Below are 19,169 nucleotides of genomic sequence, written 5' to 3' on the forward strand. Positions count from 1 at the left end.
GGTTGCGATGGTGACCTTCGCGCAGGCGCAGGAGCGCGCGGAAGAGTGGATCAACGGGGATGTGCCCGGGTACCAGCACCGCGAGGTGCGGGTGCGCGAGTTCGAACTCGGTTTCGTCGTCTGGGCGGAGGACCGCGCCGAGGGACCGCGTTCCGACGGCGGCGGTCAGCGGCTCGTCATCGCCCGGGACAGCGGGGAGGCCACGCTGTGGCCCGCGCTGCCGGTGGGTGAGGTCATCCGCCGGTACGAGGAGGAGTACGGGGGGCCGGCCGGGGCGCCCGAACCGGCGCCGGCGCCCGCGGCCCGGGTCGATCTGAACCAGACGTCGTTCCTGCTGAGCCCTCCGGAGTGGCTGCAGGAGGCCGCGGACAGGATGGGGATCCCGGACCGGCGTGCCGGGTCGGGATCGTCCGGCTCCGACGGGGCCGGGTCGCGTCCCGCCGCCGCGGCGGGCGGTTCCGCGAACGGGGCCGCCGCGGCCGGGATCTCGCCTTCCGGTGCGCCGGGGGACTCCGGGGAGCACGAGGCCGCGGCCGCGCCGGGCGTGCACGCCGTTTCCCCGCCGACCACGCCGGGTGTGCCCGCGCCGGCCGCCGCCTCTCCCGCGCCGGTTCCCGGCGGTGCCACGCCGTGGCCGGACGCCCCGACCGACGACGAGGTCCCGGACCGGCAGGACATGAGGCCGCCGGTTCCCGCCGACGCGACCCCGTGGGCGGGGACGGACACGAACGCCGATCCCGGCGACGACCGTTCCGTACCGCTGCCCGCGACCGTGTTCGCGCCGCCGCTGACGGACGCCGACGACGCGCACACTCCGCCGCCGGTGGCCGCGCACGATCAGACCGCCCTCATGTCCGGGGGCAGCCAGCTCCCGCGCACGACGCTGTCGCCCGTCACCGGAGGCCCCAACCCGCCCGTGCCGTCCGGTGGTTCTTCGGGGCACGGGGTGCCGGACGCCTCGGCCTACGGTTATCCGCAGGGCCCCGGGGCGGGACCGGGCACTCCGCCGCCCGGCGCTCCGTCTGCCGTGCCGTCGCGGCCGCTGCCGCCGAACGCGGGGGACATCGCCGACGCCGCGACCAGCAAGGCACAGCCGCCCCGGGCGGCGCGCGGTGGGTCCGCGGGCACGCCGCATCCGCCGAGCGCCCCGGGTGTGCCCGGAGCACGGCCGGGCGGTACGCCTCCGCCGCCGCCCGGACCGGGCGCGCCCGCGGGCGGCTACGTGCCGACCCAGCTCGTCTCCCAGCTCGGGCCTGACGGGCCCGAGGCGCCTCCCGGCGCGCCCACGCCGTCCGGCGCCACGCCTCCTCCGGGCGGTGTCCACCACGCGGCGACGATGCTGGCGGGGCCCGCGGTGGGCGGCCCCGGTGCGCCGCAGCCGCCGGGTGCCCCCGGTGCCCCCGGCGCGCCCTGGCAGCAGGCCGCTCCCGGTGTGCCGGCCCCGCCCGGTGCCACGCCTCCTCCGGGCGGTGCGCACCACGCGGCGACGATGCTGGCCGGGCCCCCGGTGGGCGGGCCCGGTGCGCTGCAGCCGCCGGGTGCGCCCGGCGCTCCCGGGGGCTCGCCCTCCGGTGAGGTGCACCACGCGGCGACGATGTTCGCCCCTCCGTCCGGTGGCCCCGGTGCGCCGCAGCCCCCGCAGGGGCCCGGCATGGCGCCGGGCGTCCCTCAGCCGCTGCCGGGACAGCCTCTGCCCGGGCAGCCGATGGGGGGACAGCAGCCCGCGTACGGCTATCCGCAGACGGGGCAGCCGACCGTCGGACCCGGCTATCAGGCCGTGCTGCGCTACCGGGCGCAGGACGGGTCCGAGCAGCAGCTCATCCGGCGGTCCGCGCCGGGCATGCCGCACCCGGAGTGGCAGATCCTGCACGAGCTGCGCGCGATGAACGTGCCGCCGCAGCAAGTGCTGGAGCTGCACACGGAGTTGGAGTCCTGTGAGCTGCCGGGTGCCTACTGCGCGCGGATGATCAGGGAGACCTTCCCGCAGGCCCGGATCACGAGCATCGCGCCGTACGGCACCGATCACGCGAGCCGGCAGCAGGGCATGCACCAACTTCTCGCGCACCACAGCGAGTTGCACCAGGTCGCGGACGGTCCGGCGCGTCCGGCGCCGGTGCGGGCGCCGATCCCGCCGGTGCAGCCCGTGCCGCCGGTCCCGCCGGAGGCGATCGGGCAGGAGCTGGCGGCGGCGTTCGGGCCGGGGGTCTTCCGGTTCGACCACGCGGCCGTGTCGCGGCAGGGTGTTCCGCCGATCGTGGCGCACACCCTCGTCGTGGCGGGGCTGCCGGTCGACATGGGCCCGTTCTTCTGGGCGCAGGCGCAGCCGGGCCGTCCGGTGCCCACGCTCGCCGAACTGGCGCAGGAGCGCGGGGTGGCGGCGTCCCAGGACGCGGGCTCGTACCTCGTCATGGGCAGCGACTTCGGCAAGGCGATCTGTGTCCAGTACGGCACGGCGAACATCGTCGCGGTGCCGGTGGAGGCCGGTCCCGGGGGTGCTCCGGTGCCGCCGCAGTTCGTGAACACCGGTCTGCCCGAGTTCGCGCGCTGTCTGGCGCTGCTCGGCCGGATGTGGCGGCTGCGGTTCGGTCTCAACCAGGAGCAGGCGGGCCGCTGGACGGTCGACTTCCAGGCCCAGCTCGCCTCGCTCGACCCGGCGGCCCTGGCCTCGCCGGAGAGCTGGTGGTCGGTCCTGCTGGAGGAGATGTGGGACGGGCTGCTCTAGGAGCGGCCTCCCGCGGGACCGCGGGACGGACAGGACGACGGCGGTAAGGATGAGGCGCTCGGCCCGGGTCACGGGCCGGGCGCCTCGTTCGTTCGTCCGTGACGCCGTCGCTGACCTCGAATGACATGCCTGTGCCCCGTCTTCGGCCGATCGGGCGGGCGGAGTGTCGCGTTATGAACACTTCCGCGTGATCCATCAAGATGTGCGCGAAATCGTCTTTTCGTGTGGGTCGGGCGGAGAGGGGTCCAAGGATGAGCAGCACACGGGTGTCGCCGCACGGCTTCGTGGCCGTACGGGGGCGTGGCTACCGTCCCGAACAGGTCGACGCGTACGCCGTGGCGCTCTCCCGGGACCGGGACGCGGCCTGGGAGCGGGCCGCCCGGCTCACCGTGCTGGCCAAGGACATGGAGGCCGAGACGGAACGGCTGCGGGAGGCCGTGACCCGGCTCGCCCCGCAGACGTACGAGGAACTCGGCGAGCGCGCGCGGCGGATCTTCGAGCTCGGCGAGGAGGAGGCCGAGACTCTGCGGGAGGAGGCCCGGCGGGAGGCTCGTGCGGAGGCCGAGGTGGCCGAGGCGGTGGCCTGCGACGTACGGGAGGCGGCGCGGGCGTACGCCGACGAGGTGCGCGGCGAGGCCGAGGAGTGGGCCCTCGCGCGGCTGGTCGACGCGCGTGCCGAGGCCGACGAGGTACGGGTCTCCGCGCGGCGCGCGATCAAGGAGGACCGGGGCGAGGTGCTCACCGCGCTGCGCGAGGTGCGGCGGCGGGCGGAGGTCCTGGTCGCCGCGCAGGAGGCGGAGCACGCGGCCCGGCGGGCGGAGTTCGAGCGGGCCGCCGGTGAGCGCGAGGCCGAAGCCGAGGCGGAGCTGCTCGACCGTGAGGCGCGCGCCGGGGAGACGCTCGCCCGGGCCGAGCGGGCGCTGGCGGAGGCGAAGGAGTGGGACCGGCACCGGCAGGAGGACGCGGGGGCGCGGGCCGCGGAGCTGGTCGCCGAGGCGCGGGTCAGTGAGGAGCGGATCGCCCGGGAGACGGATCGGGTGTTGCGGGAGCACGGGGAGCGGTGGGATCACGTGCGGGCGCACATGGATCATGTGCGGAGCAGTCTCACTTCTCTCACCGGGCGGGCGCCGGCGGAGTAGGTGACACCAGGTTTCTCTCCCCCGCTCCGCGGGGGTTCCGGGCCGCTCCGCGGCCGGGGTCCCAGGCCGCTCCGCGGCCCCTGGCTTCCACCGCTCCGCGGTGTTGCTTCGCCGCTCCGCGGCGCCTTTCCCACCCGCCCACCCGTCTCGGCCCGTTTCCCCCGGGGCGTCGTCTCGGCCCGTTTCCGCCGGGGCGCCGTCTCGGCCTGTTTCCGCCGGGTCCTCGTCCCGGCCAGTTTCGCCGGGTCCTCGTCCCGGCCTGTTTCTGTCGGGTCCTCGTCTTGGGCGGGCCTATCTTCCTCTTCGTATCGCCCCCGCCAGGATCCAGCCCTCCACCGCCTCGTACTGCTTGCGTTGTTCTCCCGCCTTGCGGCGGCCCGAGGCCACCGTTCCGAGCCAGCCGTAGGCGAAGCCCAGCGGGATCGACACGATGCCGGTCGTGGTGAACGGGAACCAGTTGAAGTCGGCGTCCGGGAACGCGGCGGTGGGGGAGCCCGAGACGAGGTTGGTGCCGGGCATGAGGACCAGGACGGTGAGGGTGCCGCCGATGAGGGTGGCGAGGAGGCCGGCGCGGGTGTAGCGGCGCCAGAAGAGCCCGTAGACCAGCGCGGGCGCGATCGCTGAGGCGCCTAGGCAGAAGGACAGGGTGACCAGGGGCTGAAGGCTGTGATGCTGGACGAGGGTGGCGAGCAGGATGGCCGGTGCCCCCACCGCCAGCGCGGAGATGCGGGCGAGGAGCATCTCGCGGCGCGGGGAGAGTTCGTCGTCGCGGCGGCGGCCCCGGAAGAGCCGGCTGTGCGCGAAGACGTCGTGGGCGAGGGAGTTGGCGCAGGCCAGGATCATCCCGGCGACGGACGCGAGCAGCGTGAGGAAGATCGCTGTCGTCACGGTGGTGAACAGCAGGGTCTCGGCGGCGGAGACCGAGGTGCCGAAGGCGGCCTGGGAGCCCAGCAGGTAGGCGGTGTTGCCCTGCGGGTCGGCCGTCGCGATCGCTTCACGGCCGATCAGGGCCGTGGCGCCGAAGCCGACGACGCTGACGATGAGGACGAACAGGGCCACGCACGGCACCGCCCAGGACAGTGACCTGCGGACCTGGCGGGCGCTGTCCGCGGTGTACATGCGCATGGTGATGTGGGGGAGGCAGGCACCGCCGAGGACGACCGTCAGCTCCGAGGTGATCATGTCCAGGCGGGGGCTGGCGCCGCCCGCGAACTGGAGCCCGGAGCGGAGGTAGGCGTCGCCCACACCGCTGTGGCCGGCCGCGGCGGCCAGCAGGGTGCCGGGGTTCCAGTCGAAGCGCTGGAGGACGAGGACGGCGATCACGGTGCCCGAGCCGAGCAGCATCACGATCTTCAGGATCTGGATGAGGGCGGTGCCCTTCATGCCGCCGATCGCCGCGTAGCTGATCATCAGCGCGCCGAGGCCGATGACGCATCCGGTCTTCAGGGAGTCGGCGGAGAAGCCGAGGATGAACGCCAGCAGGTCGCCCGCGCCCGCGAGTTGGACCAGCATGAGGGGCAGCAGGGCCACGATGGTCACCGCGCAGGCCGTGTTGCGGACGGCGCGGCCGGGCATGCGGCGCGCGAGGGCGTCGCCCATGGTGAACCGGCCCGCGTTGCGCAGTGGTTCGGCCAGCAGGAACATCAGCAGCATCAGGGACAGGGCCGTGCTCAGGGCGAGGACCACGCCGTCGTAGCCGGCCAGCGCGATGACGCCGCTCGTGCCGAGCACGCTCGCGGCGGATATGTAGTCCCCGGCGATGGCGAGGCCGTTGCGCATCGGGGAGAGCGATCCGTAGCCGGTGTAGAACTCGTCCAGGTCGTCGCGGTCCGGGCCGGTCATCACGCACAGCAGCAGGGTGACCGTGGCGACGGCCGTGAACGCCACGAGCGACATGGTCTGGGCGGAGGTGGTGAATCCCGTCATCGTGCGGCCTCCCGCTTGGCGTCCAGTTCACTCTGTCTGCGGATGCGGTCCGCGATGGGGTCGAGGCGCCGGCGCGCGGAGTGTTCGTACAGGGCGATGGCCAGGCAGGTGACGGGGACCTGGAGCAGGCCGAGCAGCAGGCCCGTCGACAGGCCGCCGGAGACCGTGCTTGTCATCAGGGACGGCGCGAAGGCGGACAGGACGAGGAACAGGGTGAAGTAGCCGAGGGCGGTGAGGGTCGCGACACGGCGCTGGCGGCGGTAGGCGCCGCGCAGGACGCGGATGTCGCTGTGCTGTCCGAGCGGGCGGTGGCGGGGCCTGCGCGGCTGCGGGGGCTCGGGCGGCCGGGGCCGGGGCTGCCAGGGGTAGGTCAGCCGGGTGGGGTCGGGGGTCGGCTCGGGCGGCGGGAAACCGGGGTGCAGGGGGTCGTCCGCGTAGGGCTCGTACGGCTGGTACAGGGGGGCTCGTGGGGACGGGGGCGGCGAGTAGGGGCGTTGGTGCGGTTGTTGCCGGCGTGGCCTTGGGTGCTCGGGGGACGAGAACGCGTCGGGCATCCCGGTTCTCCTTGCGTGGCTCGGGTCCGGGGCGGGACCGCAGGGAGCGGGGGGTGAGCAGCGCGCACGCTACTCGTAGGTAGCGGGGCGGCGCGACCGTTTCGCCGAACTGGGCGGTCGGTACGCGCTTACTCCGGCGACCTGGGGTGTTACCCGCGTTTACCTGTGGAGTTCTCCTGGAGCAGCCCTGGAGGTTCTCCGGTCTTCGTGTGGGGAAGCGGGTGCGGGGCGGAGGGCCGGGTTCGGTCCGGTGGGGGCGTCGGGTTCGGCCGCTGGGTGGGCCGGGTTCGGCCGGTGGGGGCGTCGGGTTCGGCCGGTGGGTGGTCGCGGTTCGGGTCCGGTGGGTGGGTCGGGGCCGTGCCGGTGCATCAGCCCGTCGCCGTTGGGTGAGGCGTGGGCGTCGGTGGCGACGGGCATCGATGTACCGGCACGGCCCCTTCCGCCGGATGCCGACTGCGGGTGCGTGATCCTGACCCTTCCAGCACCGGCCGACGAGGGTTCAGCCGTCAGTCCGTCGGGTCGTCCAGGAGGGGGAAGCGGCGTGGTGCCACGAGCAGCAGGACCAGGAAGGCGAGCGCGGCGGCACCGGCGGCGCCCAGATAGACGGCGTGCACCGCGTCGGCGACCGCGTGGCGCAACCGTCCGTCCGGGGCGCCCGAGTTCAGCGCGCGGGTCACCGCGTCGAGGTCTCCGGCTCCGCCGAGCCGCGCGGCCAGCACCCCGTTGGCGACGGCGCCGAAGAGTGCGGCGCCGAGGGTCTGTCCGGTCTGCCGGCAGAACAGGACGGAGGCGGTGGTCGTGCCGCGTTCGGCCCATCCGACGGTGGACTGGACGCCGACGATCAGGGGGAGCTGGAAGAGTCCGAGGGCGCCACCCAGCAGCAGCATCAGCAGGACGGGCTGCCACGGCTCGCCCGGGGTGGGCAGGAAGGGGAAGGCGAGCAGGAGCAGGGCCGCCGCGCCGATGCCGAGCACGGCGGTGTCGCGGAAGCCGATGCGGCGGTAGACGTGCTGGCTGAGCGCCGCGGACACCGGCCAGCTCAACGTCCATACGGAGAGGACGAATCCGGCGGAGACCGGGGCGAGGCCGAGGACCGCCTGCGCGTAGGTGGGCAGGAAGACCGTGGGCGCGACCATGAGCAGCCCCAGTGCCCCGAGCGCCAGGTTGACCGCGGCGATCGTCCGGCGGCGCCACACCCAGCCGGGGATGATCGGTTCGGCGGCGCGCCGCTCCACGGCCACGACGACGGCGAGCAGGCACCCTCCCGCGGTGAACAGGGCGATCGAGGGCGCCGAGAGCCAGTCCCAGGCGACACCGCCCTGTACGAGCGCCGTCAGCAGGACACCGCCGCAGGCGAACACCGCGAGGGCCCCCGCCCAGTCGATGCGCGGCCGCCGGCCGGGGACGGTCCGCTGCGGTTCGCGCAGATGACGGGCGATCAGCCACAGCGCGACGGCGCCGACCGGCAGATTGACGAGGAAGATCCACCGCCAGTCTGCGTAGGTCGCGAGGAGTCCGCCGAGAGCGGGGCCCGCGACGGCCGAGGTCGCCCACACCGTGGAGAGCTTGGCCTGGATCTTCGGGCGTTCCTTGAGCGGGTACAGATCGGCGGCGAGTGTCTGCACGGTGCCCTGGAGGGCGCCGCCGCCCAGGCCCTGGACGACGCGGAAGGCGATGAGCGCGGCCATGTTCCACGCGCCGGCGCAGAGCAGGGAGCCGAGGAGGAAGAGCGCGGCGCCCGCCATGAGGACCGGTTTGCGGCCGAAGGTGTCGGAGAGCTTGCCGTAGACGGGGAGCGTGACCGTCACAGCCAGCAGGTAGCCCGAGAACAGCCAGGAGAAGACCGAGAAGCCGCCGAGGTCGCCGACGATCTGCGGGACGGCGGTGGACACGACGGTGGAGTCGAGGGCGGCGAGCCCCATCGCCAGCATGAGCGCGGCGACGACGGCGTGCCGCCGCCGGGTCTCGGTCCGCTTGGCGTGGACGGCGTCTTCCCGTACGACCGGTGTCCCGGTGTTCTGCTCGCCCACGGGATTCCTTCCCCCTGCATCCATCTGCCGCGGCCAGCTTCCCACTTGAGCCTCACGTCGGGGGAGGGTGGACGCTGTGTGGGCCTGGGGGTGGACCGGACCCCGAGGGGTTGTCCACCGGAGGGTGGAGAACCCCTAGGGGGACCTCCCCACCAGGGGTCGGGGAGGGTTCGTCCCGCCGGAGGAGGAGACGGGCCGAAGCCGTTCTTAACCTGGTTTTACGTCGTCGGGGTCGCGCTCCGGTCGTACGGACCGCACCTCCGGGGGTGGGGTTTTCCCCAGCAGAAGACGGGGCCGTGCACCAGCGCGTCCGACCCCCTCCCGACACCAGACTTGAAGGCACGGCCCGGCGTACCGCCCCGCAACGGTGTGGACGTCCGCGGCCTGTCGCACCCGCTCAGACTTTCGCAGCCCGGCAGGTCCCCCTGTCGGCAGACTTAGGAGACATACCGTGACATCGGCTGTAAGCATTCCCAGGCACGAGGGCACTGGAGGGCGTACGGCCGTCGCCGCGCGGGCGCGACAGGTCGTCAAGGCGTACGGGTCCGGGGAGACCCGTGTCGTGGCCCTCGACCAGGTCGACGTGGACATCGCGCGGGGCCGGTTCACCGCGATCATGGGCCCCTCGGGGTCCGGCAAGTCCACTCTCATGCACTGCCTCGCCGGGCTCGACACCGTCACCTCCGGCCAGATCTTCCTCGACGAGACCGAGATCACCGGGCTCAAGGACAAGAAGCTGACGCAGCTTCGCCGGGACCGGATCGGCTTCATCTTCCAGGCGTTCAACCTGCTGCCGACGCTGAACGCCCTGGAGAACATCACGCTCCCGATGGACATCGCGGGCCGCAAGCCCGACCGGGCCTGGCTGAACCAGGTCGTGGAGACCGTCGGGCTCAAGGACCGGCTCAAGCACCGTCCGACCCAGCTCTCCGGCGGCCAGCAGCAGCGCGTCGCCGTGGCGCGGGCGCTGGCCGCCCGCCCCGAGATCATCTTCGGCGACGAGCCGACTGGAAACCTCGACTCCCGGGCCGGCGCCGAGGTGCTGGGCTTCCTGCGGCGCTCGGTCGACGAGCTGGGCCAGACCATCGTGATGGTCACGCACGACCCGGTGGCGGCCTCGTACGCGGACCGGGTGCTGTACCTCGCGGACGGCAGGATCGTCGACGAGATGCACCAGCCGACGGCCGATCAGGTCCTGGACCGCATGAAGGACTTCGACTCCCGCGGGCGGACGTCATGACCGTCCTCAAGACCTCGATGCGCAACTTCTTCGCGCACAAGGGACGCATGGCTCTGTCGGCCGTCGCCGTCCTGCTGTCGGTGGCCTTCGTCTGCGGGACGCTCGTGTTCAGCGACACGATGAACACGACGTTCGACAAGCTGTTCGCCGCCACCTCCTCCGATGTGACCGTGAGCGCGAAGAGCGCCTCGGACACCGGCGAGACGACGTCCGGCAACGGCAAGCCGCCGGTCATGCCCGCCTCGGTCCTCGACAAGGTGCGGAAGGCGCCGGGCGTGAAGTCGGCCGAGGGCGCGGTCTTCTCCAGCGCCGTGACCGTCGTCGACGCCGACAAGGACAACCTCTCGCCCTCCAGCGGCGCGCCCACCATCGTCGGCAGCTGGAACGCCAACGAGGCCCGCACGATGAAGGTCACCTCCGGTTCGGCGCCCAAGGGCTCCGGTCAGGTGATGGTCGACGCGGACACCGCGGACAAGCACCACCTCGGGCTCGGTGACGAGATCGGCGTGATCAGCGCGGTCGGCACGCACACCGCGAAGATCTCCGGCATCGCCACCTTCACCGTCACCAACCCCGGCGCGGCCATCTTCTACCTGGACACGCCGACCGCCCAGAAGACGCTCGTCGGCCAGAGCGGCGTCTACACCAACGTGAACGTCACCGCCGCCGCCGGAGTCAGCGACGCCCGGCTCAAGCAGGACGTGATCGCCTCGACCGGCGGCCACTACAAGGTGCAGACCGCCAAGGAGACCGCCGACGCCAACAGCCAGGACGTGAGCGGCTTCCTGGACGTCATGAAGTACGCGATGCTCGGCTTCGCCGGGATCGCCTTCCTGGTCGGCATCTTCCTGATCATCAACACCTTCTCGATGCTCGTCGCCCAGCGCACCCGCGAGATCGGTCTGATGCGGGCCATCGGCTCCAGCCGCAAGCAGGTCAACCGCTCGGTGCTCGTCGAGGCGCTGCTCCTCGGCACGGTCGGCTCCGCTCTCGGTGTCGGCGCGGGCATCGGCATCGCCGTCGGCCTGATGAAGCTCATGGGCATGACCGGCATGAACCTGTCCACCGACGACCTGACGGTGGCCTGGACGACCCCGGTGATCGGCATGGTGCTGGGCATCGTCGTCACGGTCCTGGCGGCCTATCTGCCCGCCCGCCGGGCCGGCAAGGTCTCCCCGATGGCCGCCCTGCGTGACGCCGGCGCCCCCGCCGACGCGAAGGCCGGAGTCGTACGGGCCGTGCTCGGCCTGCTCCTCACCGGCGCCGGAGGTTTCGGCCTCTACCTGGCCGCCGACGCCACCAAGGCGAGCGAGGGCTCGATGTGGCTCGGCCTCGGCGTGGTGCTCAGCCTGCTCGGGTTCGTCATCATCGGCCCGCTGCTCGCGAGCGGTGTGGTGCGCGTCCTGGGCGCGGTCCTGCTGCGGGGCTTCGGCCCGGTGGGACGCCTGGCCGAGCGCAACGCCCTGCGCAACCCGCGCCGCACCGGTGCCACCGGCGCCGCCCTCATGATCGGTCTGGCGCTGGTCGCCTGCCTGTCGGTGGTCGGCTCCTCCATGGTCGCCTCCGCGACCGACGAGCTCGACAAGACCGTCGGCACCGACTTCATCATCCAGAACGACGGCGGCCAGCCGATCACCCCGCAGGCCGTGCGGGCCGTGAAGAAGACGCCGGGGCTGGCCCGGGTCACCGAGTACCGGGTCACCGAGGGCGACTACACCACCCCCGACGGCAAGACCCTCAAGGACACCGACATCACGGCGGCCGACCCCTCGTACGCCACCGACCTGCGGACCAAGACCGTCGCCGGCGATCTGAAGGACGCCTACCTGCCCGACTCGATGTCCGTCCACGAGAAGTTCGCCAAGGACCACGGCATCCACCTCGGATCGAAGATCAGGATCGCCTTCAAGGACGGCGCCACCGCGAACCTGACGGTCCGCGCCATCACCAGCAGCGACGCCGTCATCGACAAGGGCTCGAAGTACGTCTCCATCGCCACGCTCGCCAAGTACGTGCCGGCCGACAAGATGCCGCTGGACGAGATGGTCTTCGCCTCCGCCAAGGACGGACAGCAGGACAGCGCGTACAAGGCCCTGAAGTCCTCCCTGCACGACTACCCGCAGTACCAGGTCCGCGACCAGACCGACTACAAGCAGGCCATGAAGGACCAGATCGGCCAGCTCCTGAACCTGATCTACGGCCTGCTGGCCCTCGCGATCATCGTCGCGGTGCTCGGCGTGGTGAACACCCTCGCCCTGTCCGTGGTCGAGCGCACCAGGGAGATCGGTCTGATGCGGGCCATCGGCCTCTCGCGCCGCCAGCTCCGCCGCATGATCCGGATGGAGTCGGTGGTCATCGCCCTCTTCGGCGCGCTGCTCGGCCTCGGTCTGGGCATGGGCTGGGGCGCCACCGCCCAGCAGCTCCTCGCCCTGGAGGGACTGAAGGTCCTGGAGATCCCCTGGCCGACCATCATCGGGGTCTTCGTCGGATCGGCCTTCGTGGGCCTGTTCGCCGCCCTGATCCCGGCGTTCCGGGCGGGCCGGATGAATGTATTGAACGCGATCGCCACCGACTAGGACCACGTCCTGGCCCTTCGGAGGCCAGGACCGGTCCCGGTGGTTCGGCGGGCGGTCGAAGGGGTCACCGCGTACGGGGGTCGCGGTGGCCCCGGCGGGCCACGCGTACGGGCTGGGGCGGGCCCTCGGTGGACGGTCACGCGCGGGCGGGCCCGGAGTCGTAGGCTGGATGCCCCCGGCCCGTCCCACGTGTCGGGCGTCTCGCGTTGCCCACTCCCCGGGATGGAAGCCCTTCATGAGCCTGCACGGTCTGCTCGACGCCGTCGTCAAGGACGCCGCCCTCACGGAGGCGGCGAAGGCCGCCGCCGACGGCAACCGGATGCACGTCGACCTGGTCGGCCCACCGGCGGCCCGCCCGTTCGCCGTCGCCGCGCTCGCCCGCGAGACCGGCCGTACGGTCCTCGCGGTCACCGCCACGGGCCGCGAGGCCGAGGACCTGGCCGCCGCCCTGCGCACCCTGCTCCCGCCGGACGGCGTCGCGGAGTACCCCTCGTGGGAGACGCTGCCCCACGAGCGGCTCTCGCCCCGCTCCGACACCGTCGGCCGGCGCCTGGCCGTCCTGCGGCGCCTGGCCCACCCGCGCCCCGACGACCCCGAGACCGGCCCCGTGTCCGTCGTCGTCGCCCCCATCCGCTCGGTCCTCCAGCCGCAGGTCAAGGGCTTGGGCGACCTGGAGCCCGTCATCCTGCGCACCGGTGTGAGCGCCGACCTGGGCGAGACCGTCGAGGCGCTCGCGGCAGCCGCGTACTCCCGTGTCGAACTCGTCGAGAAGCGCGGCGAGTTCGCCGTCCGCGGCGGCATCCTGGACGTCTTCCCGCCCACCGAGGAACACCCGCTGCGCGTGGAGTTCTGGGGCGACGACGTCGAGGAGATCCGCTACTTCAAGATCGCCGACCAGCGTTCGCTGGAGGTCGCCGAGCACGGCCTGTGGGCCCCGCCCTGCCGCGAGCTGCTGCTCACCGAGGACGTCCGGGCCCGGGCCGAGGCCCTCGCCGAGGCCCACCCCGAGCTCGGCGAACTCCTCGGCAAGATCGCCGAGGGCATCGCCGTGGAGGGCATGGAATCGCTCGCCCCCGTCCTCGTCGACGACATGGAACTGCTCCTGGACGTCCTGCCCGAGGGCGCGATGACGATCGTGTGCGACCCCGAGCGGGTACGGACCCGGGCCGCGGACCTCGTCGCGACCTCGCAGGAGTTCCTCCAGGCGTCCTGGGCGGCCACGGCCGGCGGCGGAGAGGCCCCCATCGACGTCGGCGCGGCCTCCCTGTGGTCCATCGCGGACGTACGGGACCGGGCCCGCGAGCTGGACATGATGTGGTGGTCGGTGTCGCCGTTCGCTGCCGACGGAGAGCTCACGGACGCCTTCGCCGGCGGGGTGGGGGACACCCTCAAGCTGGGCATGCACGCCCCCGAGACCTACCGCGGCGACACCGCCCGCGCGCTCGCCGACACCAAGGGCTGGCTGGCCGAGGGCTGGCACACGGTCTACGTCACCGAGGCGCACGGCCCGGCCGCCCGCACCGTCGAGGTGCTCGGCGGCGAGGGCATCGCCGCCCGCCTCGACACCGACCTCACCGACATCGGCCCCTCCGTCGTCCACGTGGCCTGCGGCTCCATCGACTACGGCTTCGTCGACCCGGCGCTGCGCCTGGCCGTCCTGACCGAGACCGACCTCTCCGGCCAGAAGGCCGCGGGCAAGGACGGCGCCCGGATGCCGGCCCGCCGCCGCAAGACGATCGACCCGCTGACCCTGGAGACAGGCGACTACATCGTGCACGAACAGCACGGTGTCGGCCGCTACATCGAGATGGTGCAGCGCACCGTCCAGTCCGCGACCCGCGAGTACCTGGTCGTCGAGTACGCCCCCGCCAAGCGCGGCCAGCCCGGCGACCGCCTCTACATCCCCACCGACCAGCTCGAACAGATCACCAAGTACGTCGGCGGCGAGGCCCCCACCCTGCACCGGCTCGGCGGCGCGGACTGGACCAAGACCAAGGCGCGTGCCAAGAAGGCGGTCAAGGAGATCGCCGCGGACCTGATCAAGCTGTACTCGGCGCGCATGGCGGCCCCCGGTCACGCCTTCGGCGCCGACACGCCCTGGCAGCGCGAGCTGGAGGACGCGTTCCCCTACGCGGAGACCCCCGACCAGCTCACGACGATCGCCGAGGTCAAGGAGGACATGGAGAAGACGGTCCCGATGGACCGCCTGATCTGCGGCGACGTCGGCTACGGCAAGACGGAGATCGCGGTCCGCGCCGCGTTCAAGGCGGTGCAGGACGGCAAGCAGGTCGCGGTCCTGGTCCCCACGACCCTGCTCGTGCAGCAGCACTTCGGCACGTTCTCCGAGCGCTACTCGCAGTTCCCCGTGAACGTCCGCGCCCTGTCCCGCTTCCAGACGGAGACCGAGGCCAAGGCGGTCCTGGAGGGCCTGCGCGAGGGCTCGGTGGACCTCGTCATCGGCACCCACCGCCTGTTCTCCTCGGAGACGAAGTTCAAGGACCTGGGCCTGGTCATCGTCGACGAGGAGCAGCGCTTCGGCGTCGAGCACAAGGAGCAGCTCAAGAAGCTGCGCGCCAACGTCGACGTCCTGACGATGTCGGCCACCCCCATCCCCCGTACGCTCGAAATGGCGGTGACGGGAATCCGGGAGATGTCCACGATCACCACCCCGCCGGAGGAGCGGCACCCGGTGCTGACCTTCGTCGGCCCGTACGAGGAGAAGCAGATCGGCGCCGCGATCCGCCGTGAGCTGCTGCGCGAGGGCCAGGTCTTCTACATCCACAACCGGGTCGAGTCCATCGACCGGGCGGCCGCCCGCCTTCGGGAGATCGTCCCGGAGGCGCGGATCGCCACGGCCCACGGGCAGATGTCGGAGCAGGCGCTGGAGCAGGTGGTCGTCGACTTCTGGGAGAAGAAGTTCGACGTGCTGGTCTCCACGACGATCGTCGAGTCCGGCATCGACATCTCGAACGCCAACACGCTCATCGTGGAGCGCGGCGACAACTTCGGCCTGTCGCAGCTCCACCAGCTCCGCGGCCGGGTCGGGCGCGGCCGGGAACGCGGCTACGCCTACTTCCTGTACCCGCCGGAGAAGCCGCTGACGGAGACCGCCCACGAGCGGCTCGCGACGATCGCCCAGCACACCGAGATGGGCGCGGGCATGTACGTGGCGATGAAGGACCTGGAGATCCGCGGCGCGGGCAATCTGCTCGGCGGCGAGCAGTCGGGTCACATCGCGGGCGTCGGCTTCGACCTGTACGTGCGCATGGTGGGCGAGGCGGTCGCGGACTACCGCGCCTCGCTGGAGGGCGGTGTGGAGGAGGAGCCGCCGCTGGAGGTCAAGATCGAGCTCCCGGTCGACGCGCACGTCCCGCACGAGTACGCACCGGGCGAGCGGCTGCGCCTCCAGGCGTACCGGTCCATCGCCTCCGCGAACACGGAGGAGGACGTCAGGGCCGTACGCGAGGAACTCGTCGACCGCTACGGCAAGTTGCCGGAGCCGGTCGAGAACCTGCTGCTGGTGGCGGGTCTGCGGATGCTGGCGCGTGCCTGCGGGGTCGGAGAGATCGTCCTCCAGGGCAACAACGTCCGGTTCGCGCCGGTGGAGTTGAGGGAGTCCCAGGAGCTGCGCCTGAAGCGCCTGTACCCGGGGACCGTCATCAAGCCGACGGCCCACCAGATCCTCGTCCCGCGCCCGAAGACCGCGAAGGTCGGCGGACGGCCGCTGGTGGGCCGCGAACTGCTGGGCTGGACCGGGGAGTTCCTGGCTTCGGTGCTGGGGTCGTAGCGGGGGCGGACCTGTGCCGGCGTCGTGGCGGGGGCGGACCGGGGCCGGGGTCGGCGTCTGGGCTGGGGGATCGGGCGCCGGGCCGTGGGGTGCGGCCGCCCGGGTCGGGGCGGTGGTGGTGCCGGGCTCGGGGCCGAGGCGGGCGGTTGCCGGTGCGGGCCGTCGTGGCCGCCCGTGGGAGGGGGCGGTCAGGGCTGCGGGGAGCGGAACAGCATGCCCGTGAGGGCGTGGAAGACCTCGTCCGCGTCCTGTCCGTCCACCTGGCCGTCCAGGTTGTGGCTGATCAGGAGTGTGGCGAAGCCGTGGGCGAGGGACCAGGCCGCGATGCCGGCGAGGCGGGCGTCGGGGCCGCGGCCCTCCGAGGGGATCGCGGACACGGCGGCCCGCAGCCGCGCGCCCGCGAGTGTCCGGGCCGTCGCGAGCTCCAGGTCGTTCGCGCGGAGCAGCTCCGGGGCGAACATGACCTGGAAGTGGGCGGGATGCTCCCGCGCGAAGCGTACGTAGCGGACGCCCGCGTCCCGCAGGTCCTCGGCGTCGTCCAGGGCGGTCGCCAGGAGCCCGAAGCCTTCCGCGGCGATGGCCGTGAGCAGGCCGACCCGGTCCTTGAAATGGTGCGCCGGTGCCGCGTGCGAGACGCCCGCGCGGCGGGCCAGGTCGCGCAGGCTCACGGCGGCGGGCCCTTCGGCGGCGATGACGTCGAGAGCGGCGCCGAGGATGGCGCGGCGCAGGTCCCCGTGGTGATAGGGGCGAGCTGAGCCGCTGGTCTTCGCGGTATCCATGACAGCAGCGTACGCCGAATCTAGTCGTTGACAAGTTCGGTCGGCCGGTGCAATCTTGTCAGTGTCAAGTTGTGAGCGTGTCGATACGTGACGAGGGGTGGAGTCATGTCCGGGAACGTGAGCGGGACGAGTGGAGCCGGCGGAGCGGGCGCGGTGGGCGAGGCGTCCGGGCAGGGGCACGGGCCCGCGGGGGCCGGGGGTGCCGACCTCGGGCGGGTGCGTCAGCTCTGGCATCTGCTGGAGCCCCTGCACGCCGTGCTGTACTACGCGCCGGAGGCCTTCGAGGAGGCGGCGGCGCTCGGGTACGGGACCGAGGAGCGCTGGCCCAGCTACTTCCCCTACCGTGCGGCGCCGTTGGGGGCGGCCGGCGGCCGGCGGGTGGCCTCCGCCTTCTACAGCTTCAGCCCGCGCATGGTCGAAGAACACATCGGGTCCGCGTGGCGGAAGGCGAGTCCGGAGCAGGTGCTCGCGGCGCGTGAACGCGCGGTCGACCGGGCCTACCGGGCGATCCTCGGCGACCGCGTCGCCAGTCCCGAGCTGGCCGAGGCGGCCGGGCTGGCCCGCCGGGCCGCCGAGGCGGCGGACACCGCGGGCCGTCAGCTCGCCGCGGCCAACGCCGCGTTGCCCTGGCCCGAGGCCCCGCACCTCCAGCTCTGGCACGCGGCGACGATCCTGCGCGAGCACCGCGGTGACGGTCATCTCGCTGCCCTGCTCGTCGCGGGCCTGGACCCGGCCGCATCACTGGTCTCCTTCGCGGCGATAGGCGCGGCCTCGGTGGAGCGGTTCGAGAGCCGTGGCTGGAGCCCCGACGAGTGGGCCGCCGCCCGGGACCGGCTGACCGCCAGAGGCCTGGTCGACGAGGGCGGCATCGCCACCGAGGCCGGCCGTGAACTCCGCCGCCGGGTCGAGCGCCACACCGATCAGCTCGCCGCGGCCCCCTGGCAGGCGCTCGCCCCGGAATCGGTCACCCGTCTCACGGATCTGATCGGCGAGTTCTGGGTCGCGGTGCTGGGCTCGGGGCTGCTGCCGTCGGAGACGACGCTGGGGATCGGGAAGGTCTGAGGCCGGGGCTCAGGTCAACGACCCCAACCCCACCCGGCGGGGATGCCGCGGTGGGGCTCGGATTGGAGGGGATTGCTCGGATCGCTCCGGCTATGACTGTGGGGGCCGGTCGCGGTTGCGGTCCATGCCCATCGCGCCTTCGGCCTTCTGCTGCGCGTCGTCGACCTTGTCCGTGTACTTGTCGCCGGTCCTCTGGTTGACCTGCTTCTCAGCGGCATCGGACATGTCAGATGCTTTGTCCTGCGCCGTCTTGTTGTGCTTGAACTTGTCGAAGATGCCCATCCAGAGCTCCTTCCGGGGTGACTCACGATCGACGATACGCCCGGCATGCGCCTCTTGCCCATCGATGCCCGGTATGGCAGGAGCATGGCGGCCACTACCTTGGGCAGACGGGAATCACGTCCGGTCGGGGCGGATCCCGGGAGGCGAAGGGGAGGGGCGTCGTGCTGCGTGTGAGGGGTGGGGCGGCTGCCGCCGCGCTGGTGGTGCTCGTCATGGGTGCCGGGCTCAGCGGCTGCAAGAAGGACGCGCTGGGCTCGGAGGGGCCGCAGGAGACGGCCGCCGGAGGTGGTGGTGGGGCCGCGCTCTCCGCGGTGGACTCGCTGACCGTCAAGGGGCGCGCGCCCAAGACCGGGTACAGCAGGGAGCGGTTCGGTACGGCCTGGGCCGACACCGACGCGAACTCGTGCGACACCCGTGACGACATCCTCAAGCGGGACCTGAAGGACGTGAAGTACAGCGGCGGCACGTGCAGGGTGTCCCGGGGGGTCCTCGACCCCGATCCGTACGGCGGCAAGGAGGTCACGTTCGTCCGCGGCCGCAGCCTGGTCGACATCGACCACCTCGTCGCGCTCTCGGACGCCTGGCAGACGGGCGCCAAGTACTGGGACGCGAGCAAGCGGATAGCGCTGGCCAACGACCCGCTCAACCTCCGTGCCGTCGGCGCGAGCGCCAACCGCAGCAAGGGCGACGGCGACACCGCGACCTGGCTCCCGCCGAACAAGGCCTACCGCTGCACGTATGTCGCCGCGCAGGTGGCGGTGAAGAAGAAGTACGCGCTCTGGGTCACCGCCGCGGAGAAGGCGGCCATGAAGAAGGTGCTGGGCGGATGCCCGGGCCAGAAGCTCCCCTCGGGCGGCAACCCGACGGAGGCGCCGGCGAGGTTCCACGCGAAGTGATGTGAGGGGGCGTCGGCCGTCTCCGACCGCCCCCGGCCGCCCGCGACCGCCCCGGCCGTCCGGGATGTGATGACGGGGGCGGGCTCGCTTCGCCCTGCCCGCCGACGGTCCCCGGCCCGTCCGTGGAGGGGGCGCCGTCCGGCGAGTGAACAATTGCGATCGCCAAAATGGTCAAC

12 protein-coding genes are annotated in these 19,169 nt (G+C 72.6%); 7 read left to right on the top strand and 5 right to left on the bottom strand.

Annotated elements, in window-relative coordinates:
• Positions 1-7 precede the first annotated feature (7 nt).
• Positions 8-2,722 (top strand): SUKH-4 family immunity protein, encoded by a 2,715-nt coding sequence (locus ACFRIC_RS29390; protein WP_382791760.1) that lies wholly within the window; start codon positions 8-10, stop codon positions 2,720-2,722.
• A gap of 251 nt (positions 2,723-2,973) precedes the next feature.
• On the top strand, positions 2,974-3,861 hold the full coding sequence (locus tag ACFRIC_RS29395) for a cellulose-binding protein (protein ID WP_382791763.1): 888 nt from the start codon (positions 2,974-2,976) through the stop codon (positions 3,859-3,861).
• 291 nt (positions 3,862-4,152) lie between these two features.
• On the opposite strand, the gene ACFRIC_RS29400 is transcribed toward ACFRIC_RS29395, so the two are convergent.
• The 3 genes from ACFRIC_RS29400 to ACFRIC_RS29410 form a co-directional block, all read right to left on the bottom strand.
• Positions 4,153-5,787: a cation acetate symporter gene (locus tag ACFRIC_RS29400; RefSeq protein WP_382791765.1), complete on the bottom strand. Its 1,635-nt coding sequence runs from the start codon at positions 5,785-5,787 to the stop codon at positions 4,153-4,155.
• Positions 5,784-6,341: a DUF485 domain-containing protein gene (locus ACFRIC_RS29405; protein WP_382791768.1), complete on the bottom strand. Its 558-nt coding sequence runs from the start codon at positions 6,339-6,341 to the stop codon at positions 5,784-5,786. Before ACFRIC_RS29405 ends, ACFRIC_RS29400 begins: the two co-directional genes overlap by 4 nt.
• Before the next feature lie 506 nt (positions 6,342-6,847).
• On the bottom strand, positions 6,848-8,395 hold the full coding sequence (locus ACFRIC_RS29410; protein WP_382791771.1) for an MFS transporter: 1,548 nt from the start codon (positions 8,393-8,395) through the stop codon (positions 6,848-6,850).
• A 427-nt stretch (positions 8,396-8,822) separates the two neighbouring features.
• Between ACFRIC_RS29410 and ACFRIC_RS29415 the strand changes: the two genes are divergently transcribed.
• The 3 genes from ACFRIC_RS29415 to mfd all read left to right on the top strand — a co-directional run bounded on the left by ACFRIC_RS29415 (position 8,823) and on the right by mfd (position 15,974).
• Positions 8,823-9,611, top strand: a complete 789-nt coding sequence (locus ACFRIC_RS29415) for an ABC transporter ATP-binding protein (RefSeq protein WP_037628177.1) — start codon at positions 8,823-8,825, stop codon at positions 9,609-9,611.
• Positions 9,608-12,187, top strand: a complete 2,580-nt coding sequence (locus ACFRIC_RS29420) for an ABC transporter permease (RefSeq protein ID WP_382791773.1) — start codon at positions 9,608-9,610, stop codon at positions 12,185-12,187. The genes ACFRIC_RS29415 and ACFRIC_RS29420 overlap by 4 nt, the downstream gene beginning before the upstream one ends.
• Before the next feature lie 235 nt (positions 12,188-12,422).
• Positions 12,423-15,974: a transcription-repair coupling factor gene (mfd, locus tag ACFRIC_RS29425; RefSeq protein ID WP_382791775.1), complete on the top strand. Its 3,552-nt coding sequence runs from the start codon at positions 12,423-12,425 to the stop codon at positions 15,972-15,974.
• Between the two features lie 188 nt (positions 15,975-16,162).
• Here the strand turns inward: mfd and ACFRIC_RS29430 are convergent, their stop codons facing one another.
• Positions 16,163-16,753: a TetR/AcrR family transcriptional regulator gene (locus tag ACFRIC_RS29430; protein ID WP_382791777.1), complete on the bottom strand. Its 591-nt coding sequence runs from the start codon at positions 16,751-16,753 to the stop codon at positions 16,163-16,165.
• Between the two features lie 105 nt (positions 16,754-16,858).
• Between ACFRIC_RS29430 and ACFRIC_RS29435 the strand changes: the two genes are divergently transcribed.
• Positions 16,859-17,815, top strand: a complete 957-nt coding sequence (locus tag ACFRIC_RS29435) for a hypothetical protein (protein ID WP_382791780.1) — start codon at positions 16,859-16,861, stop codon at positions 17,813-17,815.
• 90 nt (positions 17,816-17,905) lie between these two features.
• On the opposite strand, the gene ACFRIC_RS29440 is transcribed toward ACFRIC_RS29435, so the two are convergent.
• The gene (locus tag ACFRIC_RS29440) at positions 17,906-18,097 is read right to left on the bottom strand and encodes an antitoxin (RefSeq protein ID WP_361683983.1); all 192 of its coding nucleotides are present in this window, start codon (positions 18,095-18,097) and stop codon (positions 17,906-17,908) included.
• Between the two features lie 161 nt (positions 18,098-18,258).
• Here ACFRIC_RS29440 and ACFRIC_RS29445 point away from each other — a divergent pair, with 161 nt between their 5' ends.
• On the top strand, positions 18,259-18,993 hold the full coding sequence (locus ACFRIC_RS29445; RefSeq protein WP_382791784.1) for an HNH endonuclease family protein: 735 nt from the start codon (positions 18,259-18,261) through the stop codon (positions 18,991-18,993).
• The last annotated feature ends 176 nt before the right edge of the window (positions 18,994-19,169 follow it).

The organism is Streptomyces sp. NPDC056738 (genome assembly GCF_042790435.1).
GTDB lineage: Bacteria > Actinomycetota > Actinomycetes > Streptomycetales > Streptomycetaceae > Streptomyces.

Coding starts and splice junctions, on each gene's coding strand:
- ACFRIC_RS29390 (WP_382791760.1), top strand. CDS start 8: ATGGTGACCTTCGCGCAGGCGCAGGAGCGCGCGGAAGAGTGGATCAAC.
- ACFRIC_RS29395 (WP_382791763.1), top strand. CDS start 2,974: ATGAGCAGCACACGGGTGTCGCCGCACGGCTTCGTGGCCGTACGGGGG.
- ACFRIC_RS29400 (WP_382791765.1), bottom strand. CDS start 5,787: ATGACGGGATTCACCACCTCCGCCCAGACCATGTCGCTCGTGGCGTTC.
- ACFRIC_RS29405 (WP_382791768.1), bottom strand. CDS start 6,341: ATGCCCGACGCGTTCTCGTCCCCCGAGCACCCAAGGCCACGCCGGCAA.
- ACFRIC_RS29410 (WP_382791771.1), bottom strand. CDS start 8,395: ATGGATGCAGGGGGAAGGAATCCCGTGGGCGAGCAGAACACCGGGACA.
- ACFRIC_RS29420 (WP_382791773.1), top strand. CDS start 9,608: ATGACCGTCCTCAAGACCTCGATGCGCAACTTCTTCGCGCACAAGGGA.
- mfd (WP_382791775.1), top strand. CDS start 12,423: ATGAGCCTGCACGGTCTGCTCGACGCCGTCGTCAAGGACGCCGCCCTC.
- ACFRIC_RS29430 (WP_382791777.1), bottom strand. CDS start 16,753: ATGGATACCGCGAAGACCAGCGGCTCAGCTCGCCCCTATCACCACGGG.
- ACFRIC_RS29435 (WP_382791780.1), top strand. CDS start 16,859: ATGTCCGGGAACGTGAGCGGGACGAGTGGAGCCGGCGGAGCGGGCGCG.
- ACFRIC_RS29440 (WP_361683983.1), bottom strand. CDS start 18,097: ATGGGCATCTTCGACAAGTTCAAGCACAACAAGACGGCGCAGGACAAA.